This is a genomic window from Rhizobium sp. RM (assembly GCF_013390595.1).
GTDB lineage: Bacteria > Pseudomonadota > Alphaproteobacteria > Rhizobiales > Rhizobiaceae > Agrobacterium.
In genome coordinates this window covers 520,580-540,370 of record NZ_JACAWV010000007.1, presented here as the reverse complement: position 1 = coordinate 540,370, position 19,791 = coordinate 520,580, and the positions used below count along the sequence as shown (strand labels likewise).

Annotated in this window: 21 protein-coding genes; 10 read left to right on the top strand and 11 right to left on the bottom strand. The window is 56.7% G+C overall.

Annotation, left to right across the window (positions count from 1 at the left end):
• Positions 1-5: 5 nt before the first annotated feature.
• Entirely contained in the window at positions 6-302 is a 297-nt protein-coding gene (locus HWX89_RS07005) for a PRC-barrel domain-containing protein (protein ID WP_138792200.1), read from the top strand.
• 59 nt (positions 303-361) lie between these two features.
• The gene (locus HWX89_RS07000) at positions 362-1,588 is read left to right on the top strand and encodes an NAD(P)/FAD-dependent oxidoreductase (protein ID WP_138792201.1); all 1,227 of its coding nucleotides are present in this window, start codon (positions 362-364) and stop codon (positions 1,586-1,588) included.
• 42 nt (positions 1,589-1,630) lie between these two features.
• On the opposite strand, the gene HWX89_RS06995 is transcribed toward HWX89_RS07000, so the two are convergent.
• The 4 genes from HWX89_RS06995 to HWX89_RS06980 all read right to left on the bottom strand — a co-directional run bounded on the left by HWX89_RS06995 (position 1,631) and on the right by HWX89_RS06980 (position 4,863).
• Complete coding sequence (locus HWX89_RS06995; protein ID WP_138792202.1) at positions 1,631-2,710, bottom strand: DNA topoisomerase IB; 1,080 nt, start codon at positions 2,708-2,710, stop codon at positions 1,631-1,633.
• Between the two features lie 97 nt (positions 2,711-2,807).
• On the bottom strand, positions 2,808-3,014 hold the full coding sequence (locus HWX89_RS06990; RefSeq protein WP_138792203.1) for a CsbD family protein: 207 nt from the start codon (positions 3,012-3,014) through the stop codon (positions 2,808-2,810).
• Between the two features lie 95 nt (positions 3,015-3,109).
• On the bottom strand, positions 3,110-3,553 hold the full coding sequence (locus tag HWX89_RS06985) for an MgtC/SapB family protein (RefSeq protein WP_138792277.1): 444 nt from the start codon (positions 3,551-3,553) through the stop codon (positions 3,110-3,112).
• Positions 3,554-4,026: 473 nt separating this feature from the next.
• Entirely contained in the window at positions 4,027-4,863 is an 837-nt protein-coding gene (locus tag HWX89_RS06980) for a helix-turn-helix domain-containing protein (protein WP_138792204.1), read from the bottom strand.
• Between the two features lie 134 nt (positions 4,864-4,997).
• Between HWX89_RS06980 and HWX89_RS06975 the strand changes: the two genes are divergently transcribed.
• Both HWX89_RS06975 and HWX89_RS06970 read left to right on the top strand, forming a co-directional pair.
• Positions 4,998-6,038: a fatty acid desaturase gene (locus HWX89_RS06975; RefSeq protein WP_138792205.1), complete on the top strand. Its 1,041-nt coding sequence runs from the start codon at positions 4,998-5,000 to the stop codon at positions 6,036-6,038.
• A complete protein-coding gene (locus tag HWX89_RS06970) occupies positions 6,035-6,805 on the top strand; it encodes a phosphate/phosphite/phosphonate ABC transporter substrate-binding protein (protein WP_246705099.1) in 771 nt (256 codons plus the stop codon). The genes HWX89_RS06975 and HWX89_RS06970 overlap by 4 nt, the downstream gene beginning before the upstream one ends.
• Before the next feature lie 29 nt (positions 6,806-6,834).
• Here HWX89_RS06970 and HWX89_RS06965 read toward each other — a convergent pair whose 3' ends face one another.
• The 7 genes from HWX89_RS06965 to HWX89_RS06935 all read right to left on the bottom strand — a co-directional run bounded on the left by HWX89_RS06965 (position 6,835) and on the right by HWX89_RS06935 (position 13,693).
• Positions 6,835-8,322, bottom strand: coding sequence for an HAL/PAL/TAL family ammonia-lyase (locus HWX89_RS06965; RefSeq protein ID WP_138792206.1), 1,488 nt, complete (start codon positions 8,320-8,322; stop codon positions 6,835-6,837).
• A 93-nt stretch (positions 8,323-8,415) separates the two neighbouring features.
• Positions 8,416-9,156, bottom strand: coding sequence for a histidine utilization transcriptional repressor HutC (gene hutC, locus HWX89_RS06960; RefSeq protein ID WP_138792207.1), 741 nt, complete (start codon positions 9,154-9,156; stop codon positions 8,416-8,418).
• 96 nt (positions 9,157-9,252) lie between these two features.
• Positions 9,253-10,167, bottom strand: coding sequence for an ABC transporter substrate-binding protein (locus tag HWX89_RS06955; RefSeq protein ID WP_138792208.1), 915 nt, complete (start codon positions 10,165-10,167; stop codon positions 9,253-9,255).
• A 67-nt stretch (positions 10,168-10,234) separates the two neighbouring features.
• Positions 10,235-10,906, bottom strand: coding sequence for an ABC transporter permease (locus HWX89_RS06950; RefSeq protein ID WP_138792209.1), 672 nt, complete (start codon positions 10,904-10,906; stop codon positions 10,235-10,237).
• Positions 10,903-11,553, bottom strand: a complete 651-nt coding sequence (locus HWX89_RS06945) for an ABC transporter permease (RefSeq protein WP_138792210.1) — start codon at positions 11,551-11,553, stop codon at positions 10,903-10,905. Before HWX89_RS06945 ends, HWX89_RS06950 begins: the two co-directional genes overlap by 4 nt.
• Positions 11,550-12,662 (bottom strand): ABC transporter ATP-binding protein, encoded by a 1,113-nt coding sequence (locus HWX89_RS06940; protein ID WP_138792211.1) that lies wholly within the window; start codon positions 12,660-12,662, stop codon positions 11,550-11,552. The genes HWX89_RS06945 and HWX89_RS06940 overlap by 4 nt, the downstream gene beginning before the upstream one ends.
• Positions 12,663-13,159: 497 nt before the next feature.
• On the bottom strand, positions 13,160-13,693 hold the full coding sequence (locus tag HWX89_RS06935) for a lipocalin family protein (RefSeq protein ID WP_138792212.1): 534 nt from the start codon (positions 13,691-13,693) through the stop codon (positions 13,160-13,162).
• Positions 13,694-14,090: 397 nt separating this feature from the next.
• On the opposite strand from HWX89_RS06935, the gene HWX89_RS06930 reads away from it, so the two are divergent.
• From HWX89_RS06930 to HWX89_RS06905, 6 genes are read left to right on the top strand one after another with little or no spacing between them, the layout of a single operon-like run.
• Positions 14,091-15,347 (top strand): ABC transporter substrate-binding protein, encoded by a 1,257-nt coding sequence (locus HWX89_RS06930; protein WP_138792213.1) that lies wholly within the window; start codon positions 14,091-14,093, stop codon positions 15,345-15,347.
• 59 nt (positions 15,348-15,406) lie between these two features.
• Entirely contained in the window at positions 15,407-16,276 is an 870-nt protein-coding gene (locus HWX89_RS06925; protein ID WP_138792214.1) for a carbohydrate ABC transporter permease, read from the top strand.
• Positions 16,266-17,075 (top strand): carbohydrate ABC transporter permease, encoded by an 810-nt coding sequence (locus tag HWX89_RS06920; RefSeq protein ID WP_138792215.1) that lies wholly within the window; start codon positions 16,266-16,268, stop codon positions 17,073-17,075. Before HWX89_RS06925 ends, HWX89_RS06920 begins: the two co-directional genes overlap by 11 nt.
• Before the next feature lie 17 nt (positions 17,076-17,092).
• The gene (locus HWX89_RS06915; RefSeq protein ID WP_138792216.1) at positions 17,093-17,842 is read left to right on the top strand and encodes a glycerophosphodiester phosphodiesterase family protein; all 750 of its coding nucleotides are present in this window, start codon (positions 17,093-17,095) and stop codon (positions 17,840-17,842) included.
• Complete coding sequence (locus tag HWX89_RS06910) at positions 17,839-18,894, top strand: ABC transporter ATP-binding protein (RefSeq protein WP_138792217.1); 1,056 nt, start codon at positions 17,839-17,841, stop codon at positions 18,892-18,894. Before HWX89_RS06915 ends, HWX89_RS06910 begins: the two co-directional genes overlap by 4 nt.
• Entirely contained in the window at positions 18,866-19,789 is a 924-nt protein-coding gene (locus HWX89_RS06905) for a MurR/RpiR family transcriptional regulator (RefSeq protein ID WP_353505661.1), read from the top strand. Before HWX89_RS06910 ends, HWX89_RS06905 begins: the two co-directional genes overlap by 29 nt.
• Positions 19,790-19,791 lie beyond the last annotated feature (2 nt).

The following is a 19,791-nucleotide window of genomic DNA, read 5'->3' as shown; positions in this document are numbered from 1 at the left end:
TGAAAATGGATCATACCAATCATGTCCGTCTCACCGCACGCGAACTGACACCTTCTGTGTTACAGGGTGCCACCGTTTACGGTGCTGACGATCACAAGGTCGGTAAGGTTGACCACGTTCACGGTGCCGGCACTGCGAGTACCGCAATCATCGACGTGGGCGGTTTTTTAGGGATAGGTGCCAAGCCTGTAGCGGTCCCATTGGCGGATCTCGATTTCATGCGCGATGAGTCAGGAGATGTACACGCTCTGACAACGTGGACCAAGGATCAGCTCAAGCAGATGCCCGAGCATCGGCACTGATGGTTTCAAGAGCCCGACCTCAGGTCGGGCTCTTTTCTTAAGCGTGGTACGGAGGGGACATGTCCAGATCGCAACTGACGAAAGAGCGCGACCTGAGAGAATTTCGTCCCGTCTGGCTGGATAGCCCACGCATCTCGGTTCGAACGAGAAACACGGCATCCCTTCAAAAATACGATGTCATCATAGTTGGAGCCGGCATCAGTGGGGCGTTGGTTGCGCACGCTGTTGCGCAATCGGGCAAGTCAGTGCTGATCATCGACAAGGGTGATCCTGTCCGAGGTAGCAGCATCGCTTCGACCGCAATGATACAACACGAGATAGACGTGCCGCTCCACCAATTACAAAAGATGATCGGAAAAGCCGACGCCAGACGGGTATGGCAAAGATCGGCCCAGGCGGTTTTGCGCCTGGAGGAGATTGTCAAATCGCTGGATATTTCCTGCAGTATGCGCCGAAAGAAAGCTCTTTATCTGGCAGGCAATGATTATGGCTCGCGTGCCCTCAAGATGGAGGCAGAAGCCCGAGCAGAGGCGGGTATCGACGCGAAATATCTTGATGCCCGAGAGTTGCGCGAATGCTTCGACGTCGATCGGACAGGTGCAATTTTGAGCAATATCTCTGCGTCCGCCAATCCGGGGCAACTCACTGCCGGTTTGCTGCGGCACCTTGCCAGACGCAAGGTAGAAATCGTCTCTGGCGTCGAAGTCACCGATATGAAGGACTTTTCAGACGGGGTTGTTCTGGCAACCGGCAGCGGCAAACTTCTCATCGCCAACCACGCCGTCTTTTGTACGGGTTACGAGTTTCTCAAAGTGCTTGAGAGCAAGCGGCACGAAATCATTTCAACATGGGCACTGGCAAGTGACGTTGGGGTTCGTATCCCCGACTGGCTACACGACCACATCGTATGGGAGGCGTCCGACCCATATCTCTATTTACGAACGGATCAACCCGGTCGGCTGATCGCCGGCGGTGAGGACGAGCATGATCCTCTGGCATTTCAGGATGGAAAACGCCTTCAGGCAAAGACAGATTCCATTCGTATCAAACTCGCCGAGCTCCTTAATGTTGATATCGGGCAGCCGGCTTATCGTTGGGCAGCGGCCTTTGGATCGACGACAACGGGCCTTCCGCTGATCGGTAACGTGCCGGGGCACGCAAATGTTTATTCCGTCATGGGATTTGGCGGAAACGGGATCACCTTTAGCCAGATTGCTGCCGACATAGTTGCGGCAGCGATCAATGGGGTTAAGGACCCTGATAGCCACCTCTTCGATATCGCCTGAGAAGGTTTTCTCCCTCTATAGGTTTGTCGAACCTCGATAAAACTAGTGGCTTTCCAGCCAGCGCATGACGCGAATTTCGTCGGTCTCCAGCCACCGGTTCAGTCGCTGGCTTCGGCTCGGCCGGATTTTCATGAGAGATTGGAGATCGCCGTCGGGGAAAGCGTCGATGATTTTCGGATGAATATAAGAATTTCGGCATACGGCGCGGGTGTTCACGAGGCGGCTCGCGACGTCATCAATGACGGCGTTGATGATGCGGGCGCATTCCGCATGACTTTGGCCGGGCTCGAGTTGTGCGAGTTGAACGGCCGCCATCTTGGAGGCGCCCCAGGTACGAAACTGTCGGGAACTGAAGTTGCTGCCGCATGCAGACCGGATATAGTCGTTGACGTCCTGAGACCTGACCTGATGTCGTTGTCCATCTTCGTCGAGGTATTGGAAAAGCTGCTGGCCCGGAAGCTCCTGGAGCGCCCTGATCGCATGTGTAATTCGCCTGTCATGGTGGCTGAGGCGCCATTCCTTGCCCGATTTTCCCTTGAAGTTGAAATGGACTGTAGATCCTTCAATCTTCACATGACGATTTCTCAATGTCGTCAGACCGAACGACCCGTTTTCCTTCGCATATGTCGCGTTGCCAACCCGGATGAAAAGCTTGTCGAGCAGCCAGACGACCGTGGCCAGAGCCTTGTCGAGACCGGGCTTGCGCAGTCGCAGATCGGTATCCACCTTCTCGCGAATGTCCGGTAATGACGCTGCAAATTCCACCAGTTGGGAGAACTTGGCGTTGCCGCGTTCCTCCGACCAATCTGGATGATATCGATATTGTTTGCGTCCCCTCGCGTCGCGTCCGGTTGCCTGAAGATGGGATCTGGGATCAGACGATATAATCACGTCCACATAAGCAGGTGGGATAGCGAGGCTTGTAACTCTCTCAAGTATGGCCTTGTCCGTTATCCTGTGACCGTCTTCATCATAATAGAGAAAACCGTTTTTACCCTGTTTGCGTGTTATGCCGTTCTCAAGACTGGAAACATACACGAGACTGGCAAAGGCTCCGTCTTCGCTGGCGGCGCGGTCTCCCGAGGATTTGATCTTGTTGATATGGGTGACGATATGATCCATTTGCCGCAGAACTCAGGATCGTGATTTTTGTTCCAGAAGAGCCGGTAAGCCCGCCCGGAACGGCGGGCTTTTGATTGAAGATTTTTAGCCAGAAACCTCAATGAAAATGCTGGTTCCGGTACCAGTGATCAATATCTTTTTTTGCTTGATCCTTTGCGTAACCGTAACGTTCTTGGATTTTGCCTTCGAGTTGCTCGCGTTTGCCGTTGATGACGTCAAGGTCGTCATCGGTGAGCTTTCCCCACTGTTCCTTGACCTTGCCCTTCATCTGCTTCCAGTTTCCTTCAACCCGATTCCAGTCCATGGTGAGCTCCTCCAGATCTTATTGGTATGAGCGTTATTAACGAGGCAGGCGCCACGCGTGTTCCGCGAGGTAGCAGAGTTGTGAAGGTGTTTGGGTCATTCGTCAGATCTGAGGCGCTCGTTCTTTTGTGACTTGAAGGTCGTCATAACCCGCAACGTTGCGAAGGTGGCGATGGAGAGAATGATGGCCGTCTCGTAAGAACCAAGACCAACGGCAACGCCGATCGCGCCGGTGACCCATATGCTGGCCGCTGTAGCGGTGCCCCGGGTTCCAAGTTTGCCCACGAGTATTGCTCCGCCCCCAATGAAGCCCACGCCATTGATCAGGCCCTCTACGACACGTGCGGTCGCCTCTGCGTTACCGGCAGTGACGCTTTCAGTCGCCTGTATGAAGCCGCATGAAGCGATTGCGACGAGGGGAAAGGTTCGCAGGCCGGCGCTGCGTTCGTGCTTCTCGCGGTCCCAGCCGATCGGAAGAGCGAGAACATAGGCAATCAGCATCGCGACAAAATGTGAAACGATATCGAACTCAAAACCCATCGACGCAAGCCAGTCGGTCACGTTTTCCTCCAAACGTTCACAATCAGAACCGAACGCTGGCAACCTGTTCAGAAAATCTCAGTCTCCCGTCAAATCGGGCTATCAGGTTTCCGGGAGGCGTGGCGCACGGCTTGCGTCTCAACTCGACCTTGATCAATTGGTTCCGATGTGCCCGAAGCGTGTGACAATTCCTCGTCATCAAAGTACTGTTGCCGCCGCACTCTCCCTTTTTGCCAGCGTTGGTGCGGCCGACGCTGCCACCACGGTGAAATTCTGACACGGCTTCAACAAGTCCAGTGGTCAAGCGCTGGACAAGATCATCGCCAATTTCGAGGCTGCGAATCCCGGCATCGATATTGAAGACGCTTTCTCCGATTGATTGGTGGGCAATCGAATGATTTCCGGAAACTTATCTGATCAGTGTTCGGATCATCTCACGCCAAATGGCGCGTGACCAAAAGGAGTTACTCTGCTTACGATACCTCTAGGTTCTGCACAAAGTCAGCGGCCTGATGGGCATGAACGCGCGTAGAGCGGATCAGTTCGTCGAAATGGTACTGCATTTTGCGGATTGATTCAGCGTTGTTTAGGACCAGATACATGCCACCCACGAATATCGCGGCTCGTTGCGATCCGAAAACCGTGTAAGGCACGGAAAACCGTTCCTTTTCGTTGAACAGGAATAGTCGGAACGAGGGGTAGAGTTCACGGATCAGGGCAGCCATATACTGAAGTTGCTCGGCACGAATGTCGCGATTTAATCCGCGCCACATGCCTTGCCCCTTTGCGAAGGCTTCCAGTGTTTCACGCGGCATACAAACTTCCATGTCAGTGCCGGGTTGGCGGTTGTAATCCAGACGGAACGCCGTCTCACTGGCCTGCGCTATGACACTCTGATGTGCGCCTTTCGCCTCAAAGGCAATGATCTTCGGTGTTCTGAGCAAATCCGGAAGACGGGCAGGAACGTAGCGAATTTTAGATCCCGCCGCCTCGGCATGCCAGTTCATCAGCAACGTGTCAGTATAGTCGTCGCCGCCTTCCTCGATCTCGAAGCTTGGACGCAGTTCTCCCATCAAGCCTTGGTCGTGTGAGAGGCCGAGCAGCCAGTCCAGCGACACGGAATGGCGCTCGGCGATGTTCAAGAGTGTCTCGACGCGCGGCAAGCGTGCCGAATCCCCCGAGAGCAGCTGCGACAGGGCGGAGCGGTCGATGCCGACCTTCGAAGCGAATGCGGAATGGCTCTCTCCGGCGCGATCAACCAGGCTCGCCAGACGCGTGCGGAACAGGATGGCGAGTGCGCGCTTGTCCATACTTCACCTCATTGTTTACAATTATCACCATATTCTATAATTTGTGACCAATATCAACGAATGGTCACCATAAACTCATTGTGCGGCGCGCGCGCCGATGAAAGCCTGTGTTTGCAATGGCATAGGGGAATCACATGAGCGACACGTCCATCCAGAAGTCAGTAGAGAATACGAACAGGCGCCGATCGCGCGCGCCGCGCATCGAGTGGCCGACGATTGCCCTGCTTGTCGTCTGTTACGGTCTGTGGGGCGCAGCAGGTTATGCGCTTTACCCGTTGTATCCGATCCTTTCGTTGGTGCTGATGGGGATTGCGGTTGCCCTGCATTCCTCTCTTCAGCATGAAGTCCTGCATGGCCATCCCACGCGTAACTCACGTCTCAATGAAGCATTGGTGTTTACGCCGTTGGGCATTTTTTATCCCTATCGCAGCTACAAGCGCACACATCTGCAGCACCATGCCGACGAGCGTCTGACGGACCCCTTCGACGATCCCGAGAGCTATTATCGGGCGATGGGCGACTGGGAAAAAATGCCGTCACTCCTGAAAACTCTGCTTGCCTGGAACAACACGCTTATTGGCCGCATGGTGATCGGCCCTCCGCTGATGGTAATCGGTTTCACGCTGTCCGAATGGCGGAAGATCGGCAAGGGTGATCGCCGGGTCATCTACGCCTGGACCCTGCACGTAGCTGGACTGGTCCCAACGCTCTTCGTCATTCAGTCGGTGTTCGGCATTCCGATCTGGCTTTATATCGGCGTTGCCGGCTATCTCGGCGTATCCATCATCGCCATTCGTTCCTATTGCGAACACCAATGGGCAGAACAGCCGGACGGACGAACGATTATCGTCGAGAACTCGATTCTGGCGCCACTTTTTCTCTACAATAATTTGCATTTCGTGCACCACAAGCTGCCGAGCGCGGCGTGGTACACGTTGCCATCCCTCTACAGGGCAAAGCGCGCCGAGTGGCAAAGGATGAACAACGGATACGTCTTCGCCAACTATTTCGACGTTTTCCGCGCTTTCGCTTTCAAAGTAAAAGAGCCTGTCGCTCATCCTGTGCTCAGACGCGGTGAGACGGCTTTCTCGCCGCAGACCGCCACGCATGTTTCCATTGACACCCCCGGCTATTCGGCCGCCGACGTCCCATTGAGGCAGGATACAGCAGTATGACGTGGATTGCGGCGCTGCCGATGTATGACTGGGTGGAATTGCGCCCCGATACCGATGCCTTGTGGGCCAGAATACGCAAGAGATTTCTCGATCACGGCATCGACGCACCGGAAAATCTCGTTCGGCGCAACGGTGATATGCCACCTGTTCCCGGTGGCATTCGTGCTGAGGATGGATCTGTTATCGCGCCAGATCCTGCAAAGCTGGATCCCGAAGCCTTTGACCTGGCAGTGCTGTGGCGTCACCCGGACCTGCTGATTTCCGGCACTTGCTGGGGGCCGATGGAGCTTGGCTTGAAAGATCACGTGCAGGTCATCGGCCAGAGTGATTACGACGGCATAGCCGGCGGTGCAGGGGAATTATATTCCAGTGCGATAATCGCCCGTGCCGGTGAGGGTGGTGAGGATGTTGGACCGTCAGAAGCAGGCGAGGCGAGATTGCCGCTTGAATTTTTCTCGACGAAAAGACTGGCCTTCAACGAACACCGCTCCATGTCGGGGTATCTCAGCCTCAAGCGCGATCTGGAGGTCGCGGGCGACAGCCTTGCGATGTTTGCTGAACTGGTCGAAACCGGCGCCCATCGAGCCTCAGTGATCGCCGTTGCACGCGGTGATGCCGACGTGGCCGCCATCGACTGTAAATCCTGGATGCTGGCGCAAAAGCACGAGCCTGCAGCGGCAGAACTGCATGTCATCGGCTGGACGGCGCGACGCAAGGGACTGCCCTTCATTCGCTCAAAGGCGATTGATATTCCGTTTCTCATGTAAGGGACCGGTAAGCGGCTGCGTGCTGGGCATTAATTGGGGAGCGCGCTCCGGGCCAGGAGCGCGCGGACCGTTTCCATATCGGCCGAAAGTGGTCGATCATCCTCGTAAGGTGCGACATGCATGCGCAGCAGGCTATGGAGCGCGTTTGTTCCTGCTGCTCGTTGGGCGCCGCCCCCGAGAAAATCATGAGCCTGTACGGCTGCCATCCATTCGATCGCAAGGATGTACTCGGCGTTATCGAGAACCGCGAGCAACTTGTTGGCGGCTGCCGTTGGATGCGCCAGGAAATCCTCCTGCAGACCCGATGTGAGCCCGCCATCGGTAGAAGCGGGTGCCGCAAGCCGGCGGTTGTCATTGGCGAGAGCGGCGGCTGTGTATTGTGCGATCATAAAACCGGAATGGCTTCCTGCATCGCGGGCGAGAAAGGGCGGCAATCCATTAACCAGCGGATTGACGAGCCTGTCGATCCGCCGTTCACTCATCGCCGCGATCTGCGTAATCGCAATCGCAAGCCCGTCTGCCGCCTGACCAAGCGCTGGGGCGACAGCGTGTGCCTCGGACCATACGAGAGGATCCTCAGTTGTGCCGGAAATTGCGGGATTGTCTGTCGTCGAGGCCAGTTCGCGGTCAACGATGGCAGAGCAGTTCTCGAAAACGTCGCGTGCCGCACCATGCGCATGCGGAATGGCGCGCAAGCTCAACGCGTCCTGTGTCCGCTTGCCCCGTGCGGCTGCGATCAGGCCGCTGCCGAAAAGACGTCTTCTCAGAGTAGCCCCGACGGTCGCGATGCCCGGCGATTTGTGCAAGGCCAACACCGCCTCGTCGAAAGCTGCCATCTGGCCGCCAACCGCCTCCAGCGTCAACGCGGATATTGCGTCCGCCCATTCAAGCAGATGCGCGGCACGCGCCAGGGCAACGCTCGAAAGACCCGTTGCACATGACGTTCCATTCACAAGGCTCAAGCCTTCCTTGGCGCCAAGAACCAGCGGCTGGAGGCCAATCTGTTTCAGAGCGTCTCGTCCAGAGACTTGCTTGCCACCAATCCGGGCAGAGCCTTCCCCAATCAGCACGAGAGCTACATGCGCATTGTGCGTCAGGTATCCGGCCGATCCACGCGACGGGACATCTGGAATGCAGTCGCGCGCTAGAAACGTCGCCAGATGGGTGACGATGTCTTTTCGTACACCGGAGTGGCCATGCGCGAAGTTGGCGATTTGAGCTGCGATGATCGCGCGGACTTCACGGCGATCAAGAAGCGGGCCAATACCGCAGGCGTGGCTAAGAACGATGCTGCGCGAAAGCCGGCCCTGCGCGGTGCGATCGACCACGGTATCCGACAATGCGCCGACGCCAGTGTTGATGCCATAGGCTCGAATGCCGCTTTTGACGATGCTGTCGACGATACGATGAGCCGTCTCGATCCTTTGATAGGCAGCATCAGACAGGCTGAGATTACCTCCCTGGCTGACCTGTGCCACGCCCCGCCAGTCCAGGCCTTCATCCAGCAACACGGTCATGGGATTTTCCTGGCAGACGAGAGCAATACGGCGCAAGGTGACATCGAATTTTCCGTTTAAAGATACGCGGGCGGTAACCAGACCGAGCGGACATCAGGTGCTGTAAAGACGATAGCGGCTTCCAGGATAGAGCAAACGTACCGAAGAGATGACACCGTCCTGAGACCACGTCCGGCGTCGAACCAGCAGGCAGGGCTCGGTCTTTGAGATCGCAAGGAGCTTGCATTCCCAGGCTTGGGCGGTTACGGCCTCGATATGCTGTTCAGCCCTGACGATTGGTGCAACGGCGGTGAGATAGCCGTTTGGCGTGGTCGTACCGAAATCCTGGCTCAGGTAATCGGGTACGATCTGATGGTTGACGAAGCGATCCTCAATCTGCATCGGAACACTGTCTTCGGCGTGGACGATGATCGAATGAGCAACCGTGCTTCCGATGTCCACGGCGAGCGCTTCCGACAGCTCCAGATTGCAGTCCTCTGTGCGAAGCAGGATAACTTGGGCGGTGTGCACGCCACCATTTAGGGTAATCTCGTCGGCAATATTGGGGACGCTCTGAAACTGTGACGTCCGCTTCTTGCTGGCGACGAACGAACCTTTGCCCTGCACACGCACGACGAAGCCTTCATCGGCAAGCTCACGCAAGGCGCGGTTTGCCGTCATGCGGCTGACGCCCAGCATATCGACCAGCTCGTTCTCCGAGGGGACGCGCTGACCGACTGGCCACTCACCGGTTTCGACGCGGCTGCGCACATAGTCCTTGAGCTTGACGTAGAGTGGCGGGGCAGGAGCCTTCTCGTCTTGGCTGATTTCGACCTTGTCTGGTGCCGTCTGCATCGGGTTCCAACGAGAGTTAGTGCGTCAGGCCGAAGGCCCGGCATCTGACGATGGTGAATTTGCGGATACCGCGGATGCCGTACCCGCAAATAACGGTCAGTTCAACTTGTGTTTGGTCAGCCATTCCTCGGCCACGACATCGAAGCTGTCATGATTGGCCAGACGGCCGTTCATGACGATGAGGTCTGCAGTCGTCAACGCGGCGGAGACAGCATCGAGCGTTGTCGTCACGACGTCGCTAACCTTTGGGGTCGCAATAACCGGAACGATGTTCTGGGCAGGAAAGAGGTTCTTCGTATCCTCCAGAACGATGAGGTCGTTGGCGGCGATCGCGGGATCGGTCGAGAACAGGTTTGCAACCTGAACCTGATCATTGACGAGTGCCGACAGCGTCAGTGGTCCGCCGACATCCAGCGACTTGAATGAGCTGAACTCCAGGCCGTAAAGGTCCTTGAGGCCAATGATACCCTCTTTTCTGGTCTTCCATTCTGGTGGGCCACCGAGAACCAGTTGCGAAGCGACCGGAGAAAGATCGGCAATTGTCTTCAGTTTGTATTTCTCGGCCGTTGCGCGTGTGACCGCAACGCTGTCGGAATCCTGCGCCGCAGAGGGTGTCAACATCGAAACGCCCTTCGGCAGAACGGCCTTGAGCGCTGCCGCCACATCTGCCGGCGAATGGGCGGTTGCATTCTTGTCGAGGTAACTCAGTGTTGCGCCTGCATATTCGGGCAGCAGGTCAATCGAACCATCGAGCAGAGCCGGTATGTAGACCTCGCGGCTGCCGATACTCAGTTTTGTTTCAGCCTTGATGCCCTTTGCTGCAAGCGCCTTGGCGTAAATCGTCGCCAATAGCTGGCTTTCCGGGAAGTCGGCGGAGCCGACGATAATGGTTGTGTTGTCCGTCCTGGCGGCCGGAGCAGCCCCGAGCGGATCGGTCTGGCCAAGCGCCGTGGTAGCTGAAAGAGCCATGAGCGCAAACGCGCCGACGGCTTTGATGATGCTGAATGCCATGCAAGCTACTCCTCTGGATTATATAGTCGTCAGGGTGAAAATGAATTTTGTTTGATGCACGCCGCCCTTAATGGCGGCGCGTTAGTCCGGGTGACACCGTAAGCCTCGATATGATGCCGATTGCGAGGTCAACCGCCAGAGCGAGACCTCCGACGAGGACCGCACCTGCGGCCATCTGGTAATAATCGTTTTGGGCACGACCATCGATGATCAGGCGGCCGAGCCCCCCCAGAGACACGTAGGCGGCGATCGTTGCGGTTGATATGATCTGCAGTGTCGCGCTGCGCAGCCCCGAAAAGATCAGCGGCAGTGCACAGGGCAGCTCGACATCGAATAGAATGTCGAGTGGACGTTTGCCCATGCCTCGCGCTGCATCCACCGCCGCAGGATCGACGGCCGCAATCCCGGCATAGGTTCCGCTCATGATAGGCGGCACGGCCAGGAGCACGAGAACGATAATGCTCGGGACGATGAAGGCCATATCTGACGCAAAAACGGGACCGAAAAGGATGACCAGAAGAACGATGAGACCGAGGCTCGGAAGCGCCCGCAACGCATTGGCAAGGCCAGCGATGAAGACGATGCCCCGCCTTGTGTGGCCAACGTAGAGCCCGACAGGCATGCCGATCAGACATGCGAAAAAAAGTGCAATGGCGCTATAGGCCAGGTGTTGCACGATGAGCGCAAAAACACCGTCAGTGCCAGTCCAGTGTGCCGGGTTTGAGAACCATTCGATCATCGCTCAGCGCCTCCCGCCTGCCAGGGTGTCAGGCGACGTGCAATGAACAGGACGATCCCGTCCAGCAGTGCTGCCAGCGTGATACATAGTAGAATGCCCGCGATGATCGGTGTCAGGAAGCGCAACTGCAGCCCCTGAGTGAAAAGCAGGCCGAGTTGCGGCGTGCCGACGAGAGCGGCCACGGAAACAATGCTGACATTTGATACCACCGCGACGCGCAGTCCTGCTGCGATGACCGGGACGGCCAGGGGCAGTTCGACGACGAGCAGCCGGGTGAGGCGACGATAACCCATGGCATTCGCCGCCTGAACGACGTCGGGAGACACGGAATCGAGACCGTCACTGACCGTGCGAACCAGAAGCGCCAGTGCGTAAATTGTCAATGCGACGACGACGTTCAGCGGATCAAGGATTCGCGTGCCAAGGACAAGCGGTAGAAGCACGAACAGGGCCAGCGACGGGATGGTGTAGAGGAGGCCGGCCGCGCCAAGCATGGTGGAGCGGAAAAAGCCGGCACGTTGCGCGATCCAGCCCAGCGGCAGCGCGAGGACAAGCCCGATCAGGACAGGGACGACGGAAAGCCCCAGATGCCAGACGAAGAGTTCTGCGATCCGTCCGGATTCGCGGTACAGCCAGTCGAACCTCATGGTTGCACCGCCAGGCGGCCATTGCGTGACGCCTCGATCGCGGCAACGACATTCGGCAACGTCACCGTGCCGACCAGTTCGCCCACCGGGCTGACAATCACGCCACGGCCGGACGGCGAGCTGAGCGCAGCGTCCAGTACATGCCGCAGACTGCTGCCTTCAGCGGCAAGCGTTCCGCTGAGGTTGATATCGCCTTCGCGCAGGGGATTTTTGATGCTTTGGACATCTGCCCAGCCAATCGGCCTGTTTTCAGCATCGGCCACAAGAACCCACCGATCCGTGGCAATCTCCCGCAGGGCTTCCGGGCTGGTGCCGAGAACTGCCGTCGGTTCCTTTCCAAGGGCGACGCCGTTGTCGAACTCCGAAAAGCCGAGAATGCGGTAGCCACGGTCGCGGCCAATAAAGTCTGCAACGAAGTCGTCGGCTGGCCGTGCCAGCAGCTCCTGTGGCGTTGCAATCTGTGCAAGCGTGCCGCCGGTTCGGAGAACGGCGACCTGATCGCCGAGCTTGAGCGCTTCATCGATATCGTGCGTGACCATGATGATCGTCTTGCCGATCTCGCGCTGCAGGCGCAGGAACTCATCCTGCAACTGGTTACGCACGACCGGATCGACCGCGCTGAACGGCTCATCCATCAGCATGAATTTCGGATCGGATGCAAGTGCGCGGGCAACACCTACACGCTGTTGCTGGCCGCCCGAAAGCTGCCATGGATAGCGATCCGCAAATGCTGCGGAAAGACCGACACGATCGAGCAGGTCATGGGCGGTGCGAAGAGCCTGTTGCTTGGGCGTCCCGTTCAGGCGGGCCGTTGTGGCAATGTTTTGAACGACCGTTCTGTGGGGAAAAAGACCGGCGTTCTGGATGACGTAGCCGATCCTGCGGCGCAGCAGGGCGACATCCATCGAGTCCGTGCGCTCACCATCAAGGAGAATAGACCCAGATGTGGGGGCTATCAGCCTGTTGATCATCCGCAGCGACGTCGTCTTGCCGCAGCCGGAGGGGCCAACGAACACAGTCAGTTTTCCGGTTGGGGCCGTGAGCGACAGTTTGTCGACTGCGATGGTATCGCCGCGGTAGTGCTTACTGACTTGGTCGAAGGTTATCATAAGCATAATCCTTTTTGGCCAGGTGCGGTCGTGTCGACATGCGACGCCGTAGCGCTTCTAGTTGTCTATACAAGCATGAAGATTGACGTTGCGCAAGCCGCCTTGCCTAAAGAATTTGCGCGACACAACTGTGATAAAAAATTATGCGAAAACGATCGCTTTTCGACATGTATTTTGTTGAGAAATCGGATATTTAGGTTCGGAATTCTACGCCTCGTTTGACTGCGATCAGGAGGCATGCTGTCTGAAGCGACTGGGGCGAGTTGATCGTCCGGCCGGTTCAAATTCCTCATGGGTTCGCTTGTGAGGCCATGGCGGTTCCCCGATTCAGTCTCGCCTGATGATTGCTGTGGCTTCGGCAACTTGAGTTTGGGTAGAGGTCTCGCGCAGCGCTGCTTTCCACGCTTTAAGCTATGCAAAGACACCGCGCCGACGGGCAGCCAATTTTATTGATTCCTGACTTGTGCTCTTGATCTCAGCACTGTCGTGCTGGCGCTTTAACGCGCAGGTGGAAACTCAAGCTTTTGGACATCATAACCGAGTTCGCTCGCCTTGCGGATCATCCGTTTAAGCTGTGCATTGGTGGGAACCGTCCTGGAGTAAATCCACAGATCCGACATTGATGGGGTGGCGCTGATGAACCAAGTTTTGTCCGGCGACTTGTAGAGGACCCAGTAGTTGAAGGTAATCAGAAGCGGATAACGAACTCGCATTTTTGCGTTAGTCGTACCAAAGTCCTCAATTTTCCCGGATCCACGGACTGTCTTTAACCTGCCTGCCGGCGTGTCAACGTAGCAGCCATCCTCCACAATGACGTCATCGGGTTTAACGCCTCTACGGTAGGTCGAATATCCGGCGACGCACCCATCTGTCAGGAACATCGGCGTTCGTCCAATCTCCAGCCAGGTTCCCCGATAATGATCAGGCCCGACCTTGACAACCTTGGGCGTCGCGCCGGCATCCGTCGTGAAACTGGAAACAAGACCAAGTGCGATCAAGAGAAATGTTGGAACGCAAGAACGTGGTCCCATCGCGATTTCCTCCAACTGAATAAATTCGTTTAACGACGAAGTTCCGGATTGGGTTCAATGGAAAAGTAGCATTCGCGATGACGTGAACCGCGAGAGTCACCAAGTGCCAATCGAGGAACGTGCAGGAAAAGCCATTTAGTTGACAGTATTAGACGGCGATTTGTGTCTGCGCACGCGGCATTTCTGGCTACGTGATGACTTGCAATTGACGATCCTCGCCGTGGCGTGACCGGATCGCAAAACGCCAGCTTCTCAACTCAGCTCTGATCGTTTGGTTCCGGTTTGCCCGCGTGTGTGACAATTCCTCGTCATCAAAGCTTCACAGACGTTTCAACAAACTGTCGCTTGCAATTGCTAAATCTCCGTAATTGCAATTTCGTTTGCAGAGGAGATGCAGATGTCACGGAAATTTAAAAGCACGGTTGCTGCCGCACTCGCCCTTTTTGTCAGCGTTGGTGCGGCCGACGCTGCCACCACGGTGAAATTCTGGCACAGCTTCAACAAGTCCAGCGGTCAGGCGCTGGACAAGATCATCGCCAATTTCGAGGCTGCCAATCCCGGCATCGATGTCGAAGCCGAGTTCGTCGGCAACTACAACGACATCATTGCCAAGCTACAGGCCGCCATTCCCGCCCGCCGCGCGCCGGATGCCGTCATTCTCGAAGTGACCCGCTATGGTCTGTTCGCCAACAACAATATCCTCACAGATCTGACGCCCTATTTTGACGCAGATCCGCTGAAGGCCGATCTCTACGACTACGCGCAGGAAGTTGGTGTCATCAACGGCAAGAACTACATCGTGCCGTTCAACTCATCCACGCCGGTCCTTTATTTCAATAAGGATATCTTCCAGCGGGCAGGTCTTTCTGCCGATACGCCTTTGAAGACTTTTGACGAAATCCTTTCAGCCGCGAAAACGATTAGCGACAAGCTTGGCGCGGACGGTGTGTCTGGTATTGCGGCTCCCGGGCAATTTGCTCGCTGGGGTCTGGTCATGGCGAACGACAGCGAACTGGTTGACCCCAAGACAGGTGAAATCCTGCTCGACAAACCAAACACCATCGAAGCCTATCAATGGATGGCCTCTCTGGTTCACGAGAACAAGGTCGCCTCGCCAGATGGCGTGACGGAAGAAGACAATGGTCGCGATGCCTTCCTGGCCAAAAAGGTCGGTATCATGTTCAACTCGACCGGCAATTACGGCGAAGCCAAGAAGGCGATTGGCGACAACCTTGTCGTGCGTCCGATGCCTTGCAACAAAACCTGCTCGGTTCCGATCGGTGGCGCCGGCATCGGCATCATGGCGACCTCTCCCAAAGAGGTTCAGGACGCCGCTTACAAGTTCGTCAGCTATGCGGCGTCTCCGGAAGCGAATGCAGTCTGGTTCGCGGCGACCGGATATCTGCCAATCAACAAGAAAAGCGCAGATTTGCCTATCGCCAAAGAAGCTCTGACCACCCAGCCCGGTATCGATGTGGCAATCGAGTCCCTGCCAAATGCCCATGGTCGTGCGCGCACGACTGTCGTCACCTGGATGCGTACCACCGAATACAAGATGTGGCAGGCGATGGCGCTCGGTCAGCGTGAGGTCGAGGAGACGATGAAGGATTTCGCCGAGCAGACGCGCGCAGAAGAAAAGCGCGTCGGTAACTGATCTCACGCAAGGCTACCGGCGGGCGGGTTTATCCCCGTGCCGCCGGTACGATTATGGTCATGCTTCGCAAACTCACTCCCTACTTGTTCGTGGCACCGTTGATGATTTCCATCGCGGTTTTCACCTATATCCCGATCCTGACGAGCCTCAATCTCAGTGTTCGCGAGTGGAACTTCCTGTCGCCGGATATGCCTTTTGTCGGTCTGCGCAACTATGAGCAATTGCTGTCCTCACGTGAGGTCTGGAATTCGCTCTGGGTCACGACGGTCTTTGCTGTCCTGTCCGTGCCGCTGCGGCTTGGTCTGGCGCTGCTCATTGCCGGCTATCTTGTCAGGGAAACAGTGCATTCGCGTCTTCTGCGAGGCGCGCTCTTCCTGCCGTCCGTCACATCGACAGTATCGATTGCAGTGGTGTTTTCCTGGGTATTCTCCACCGATTACGGCATGGTGAACGCGATCCTCGGCACACTTGGTCTCGGTAAGGTGCAATGGCTGCAAGACCCCTATCTGGCGCTCTGGGTGCTGATCTTCGTCAACACCTGGAAACAGCTCGGCTATGACATCGTGATCTATATTGCCGGATTGCAGGCTATCCCGCGGGAGCTGTACGATGCCGCTGCTGTAGATGGCGGTCGCCGCATGCACGTTTTCCGGCGCGTTACACTGCCACTCGTTATGCCAACAACCTACTTCCTTCTGGTCATTTCGGTCATTGAGGCATTTCAGGTTTTCACCATCGTCAATGTGATGACGCGCGGTGGTCCGGCAGGTGCAACGGATATGTTGGTCAACCGGCTCTACGAGATCGGTTTCGTCCTTTTCGATATAGGACGCGGCTCAGCGCTGGCAGTTCTGTTGTTCATCCTGCTCGTCGCGCTTGCCATTCTCAAATCTCGTATCATCGGCAGGAAGGTGCATTATGAAGCCTGAAAACCCGCTTCTCGTCGGTCTCGCGCTGGCTGCGGGTATCCTGTTCCTGTCGCCGGTCCTTTACTCTATCTGGATTTCGTTCCAGACGGCGGATGCTTATTATGCCGGTGAAGTCGGCTTTACACTGGATAATTACGCCCGGGCGGTCGGGCAGTACAATTTCGCGCGCTATCTGCTGAACAGCCTCATCGTCTCTGGTCTCGTAACGCTGCTCGGCATCACCTTTGCGACGATGGCCGCATATGCCTTTGCACGCTACACGTTCCCGGGTGGCAATCTCCTGTTCGGCGCGACAGTCGCAACGCTGATGATCCCGAGCCACATCAGTCTCATCCCGAACTATCTATCGTTGGCGAAGGTTGGATTGCTGGATACTTATGCTGGTCTCATTCTGCCCGCCATTTCCAATGGTTTCGCGGCCTTCTTTCTGCGCCAGTACATTCGCGGAATTCCGAAGGCACTGGATGAAGCCGCCTATATGGATGGCGCAAAACCGCTGAAAGTGCTGTGGCGTATCATCGTGCCATTGTCGCGGCCCGCCATAGCGTCCATGGCGCTTTATATCTTCATGACCGAGTGGAACAGCTACATCTGGCCGCTGGTGGCCGTCGGCAATCAGGATCTCTACACGCTGCAGGTTGGTTTGGCGCGTCTCTATCGTATCAATCCCGGCGAAGGGTTGGTTGACTGGCCGCTTGTGATGGCCGCATCGACGATCACCATTCTGCCTGTTCTTCTCGGCTTTCTTCTGGTGGAGCGACATCTCGTGCGCGGTATCACCATGGGCGCCGTCAAATGAATCAAGGACATTTAAACATGACACGTATCGCATCCCATCGTGGTGGCACGCTTGAGTTTGGCGACAGTACGCCACACGGTTTTACGGCCACCTCGAAAATGGCTCTCGAGGAGGTCGAGTTCGACGTCCACCCGACAAAGGATGGCGCAATCGTCGTTCACCATGACGCCACTCTTGACGCCACGACAGATATGAGTGGCGCGATTGCGGAGATGGAACTTGCCGACATCAAGACCGCTACGATCCGCTACGGCGCTAGCAGCCATCCGATGACGCTGGAAGAACTTTGTGCGCTTTACCTCGATAGCCATGTTTCCTTTCGGTGCGAGATCAAGCCCGGCGCCGATGGCACGCCCTATGGCGAATTCGTGCCGCGCGTCGTGTCGGTTCTGCAGGAGCACGGTATGTTGGAGCGCACCGTTTTTTCGTCATTCCTCGTTCATTCCATGGATGAGATTACGGCCGCCACAGATCGCCCGAGGCTATGGCTGGTCAGCCCATCAGTTCTTCGGCAGCTTGGCCCGGAAACGGTGATCGAGGTAGCCAAAGCGCACAATATTCCCGAGATTGGCGTTCACATCGATACGGCCGATGCCGACCTCAAAGCGCTGTTTGCCTCCGCTGGCATTGAATTCGGTTGCTGGGCGGCACACACGCGGGAGCAAATTGGGCGCGCCCTGGACCTCGGCGTCAAAGTCTTCACCACGGACCGCCCAACATTGGCGATTGCGATCCGCGAAAGCCGTTGCGGGGGGATCGCCGCATGAGCGGAATTTCTCTGAAGGACATCCGTAAATCCTATCCGAACGGACCACAGGTGTTGCATGGCGTGTCGTTCGATATAGAGCCGGGTGAATTTGTTGTGATTGTTGGCCCGTCCGGGTGTGGCAAGTCCACGCTGTTGCGGCTGATTGCCGGACTTGATCGCTGCGAAGAGGGCAGGATTGAAATCGACGGGCGCCTGGCCAATGATCTCGCTCCACAGGATCGCGATATCGCCATGATTTTCCAGAACTACGCGCTCTACCCCCATATGACGGTTCGGGAAAATATTGCCTTCGGGCTTGAGTTGCGTGGCATGAAAAAGGCCGAGCGCAACGAGCAGGCAGAGAGCGTAGCAAAAATGCTGCAACTCACGCCTTACCTCGACCGCAAACCGGCGGCTCTGTCCGGTGGTCAACGCCAGCGCGTCGCCATGGGCCGGGCCATGGCACGCAACGCCTCAATTTTCCTGATGGACGAGCCGCTTTCCAATCTCGACAATGCGTTGCGAATAACGATGCGCACGGAAATCAAGGAACTGCATCGGCAACTCGGTGCAACGATGATTTATGTTACCCATGACCAGACAGAAGCGATGTCGCTGGCGGACCGCGTCGCCGTCATGAAGGACGGATATCTCCAGCAGTTCGATCGCCCGGAGGTCATCTACGACAAGCCCTGCAATCGGTTCGTTGCAAGTTTTCTCGGCATGCCGCCGATCAATTTCCTCGATACGAATGCGCTCCCGGGTTGGCAGGGACCCAAAGGTTTGACGGTGGGTTTTCGTCCCGATGTGCTGACCGTTCACAGTGACAATCCGGGTGGTACGGCTTTGCCTGCACTGCTGGCAATGTCTGAAATGACGGGGTCGGAGATGCTGTTGCACTGCGAGACGCCGGCCGGGCGCGTGACTGTAGCAGTGCATCGACGTGATCTTCCAGCCAGCACCGATAGCTTCTGGATATCGTGCGATCTTGACCGCGCACTGTTTTTCGATAGCGAGAGCGGAAACCGTGTGGACGTTGTCCATGATGGGCGAGAGATCGCCGCGCACTGAGATTGAGGACGATATGGACAGGCAAGATGCGCCGCTTGCGTTAAGCGATCTGATCAGCCGCAATTCGGCGCGGCTGACAGATGCGGATACACGTCTTCTGGATGTCTTGATCCAGGATCCAATCCGCGCGGCTATGGAAAACGGTAAGGACGTCTCGTTTCGCGCGGGGGTGCACCCGGCATCTGCTGTCAGGCTCGCAAGGCGGTTGGGCTTCAAAGGCTATCCCGAATTTCGTACCTTTTTGCAGTCCAGTCTGACGGAGGGTGGCAATGATTTTGAAAGTCCTGCGGCGCGTATGGCTGCACGACTTGTCAAAGCGGAAGACAACGGTCTGTTGGCCTCCGTGCTTGACAGCGAAATCGCTGCCCTCCAACAGGCAAAAAACAGCGTTTCCGACGCCGACATCAGGGCTTTTTCAGAAAGCTTGCGCGACAGCAGGAAGATATTCATCTTCGGACGCGGCCATTTTTCTGCACTGTCTGCGCTGATTGCCCTGCGCCTCAACCGCTCTGGCTACGAGGCGGTGGATCTTGCCAGCCAGATGCACCAGCTTCCCGAAGCGCTGTCAACGCTTGCGCCTGATGATGTCGTCTGGCTCCTTTCCTTCCGCAAGGCGCCGCCATTGCTCCAGGAGGTCCGAGACATTGCAGCAAGTCGCGGCGTAAAGACCCTGGCTGTTACTGACGTGGGTGGCACGCGCATTGACCCGGCGCCCGATCATCAGATCCTTGTTTCGCGAGGCGAGCCTGGTGAGTCGCAGTCGCTCGTTGTTCCCATGACGATCGCCAACGCCGTAATTCTTGATCTTGCTGCCATCGACAATGGCCGATCCATCAAGGCGCTCTCAGAATTTCGCTCCTTCCGGGCATCCTCGCGTCTTTCGACCCGCGTCTAGAG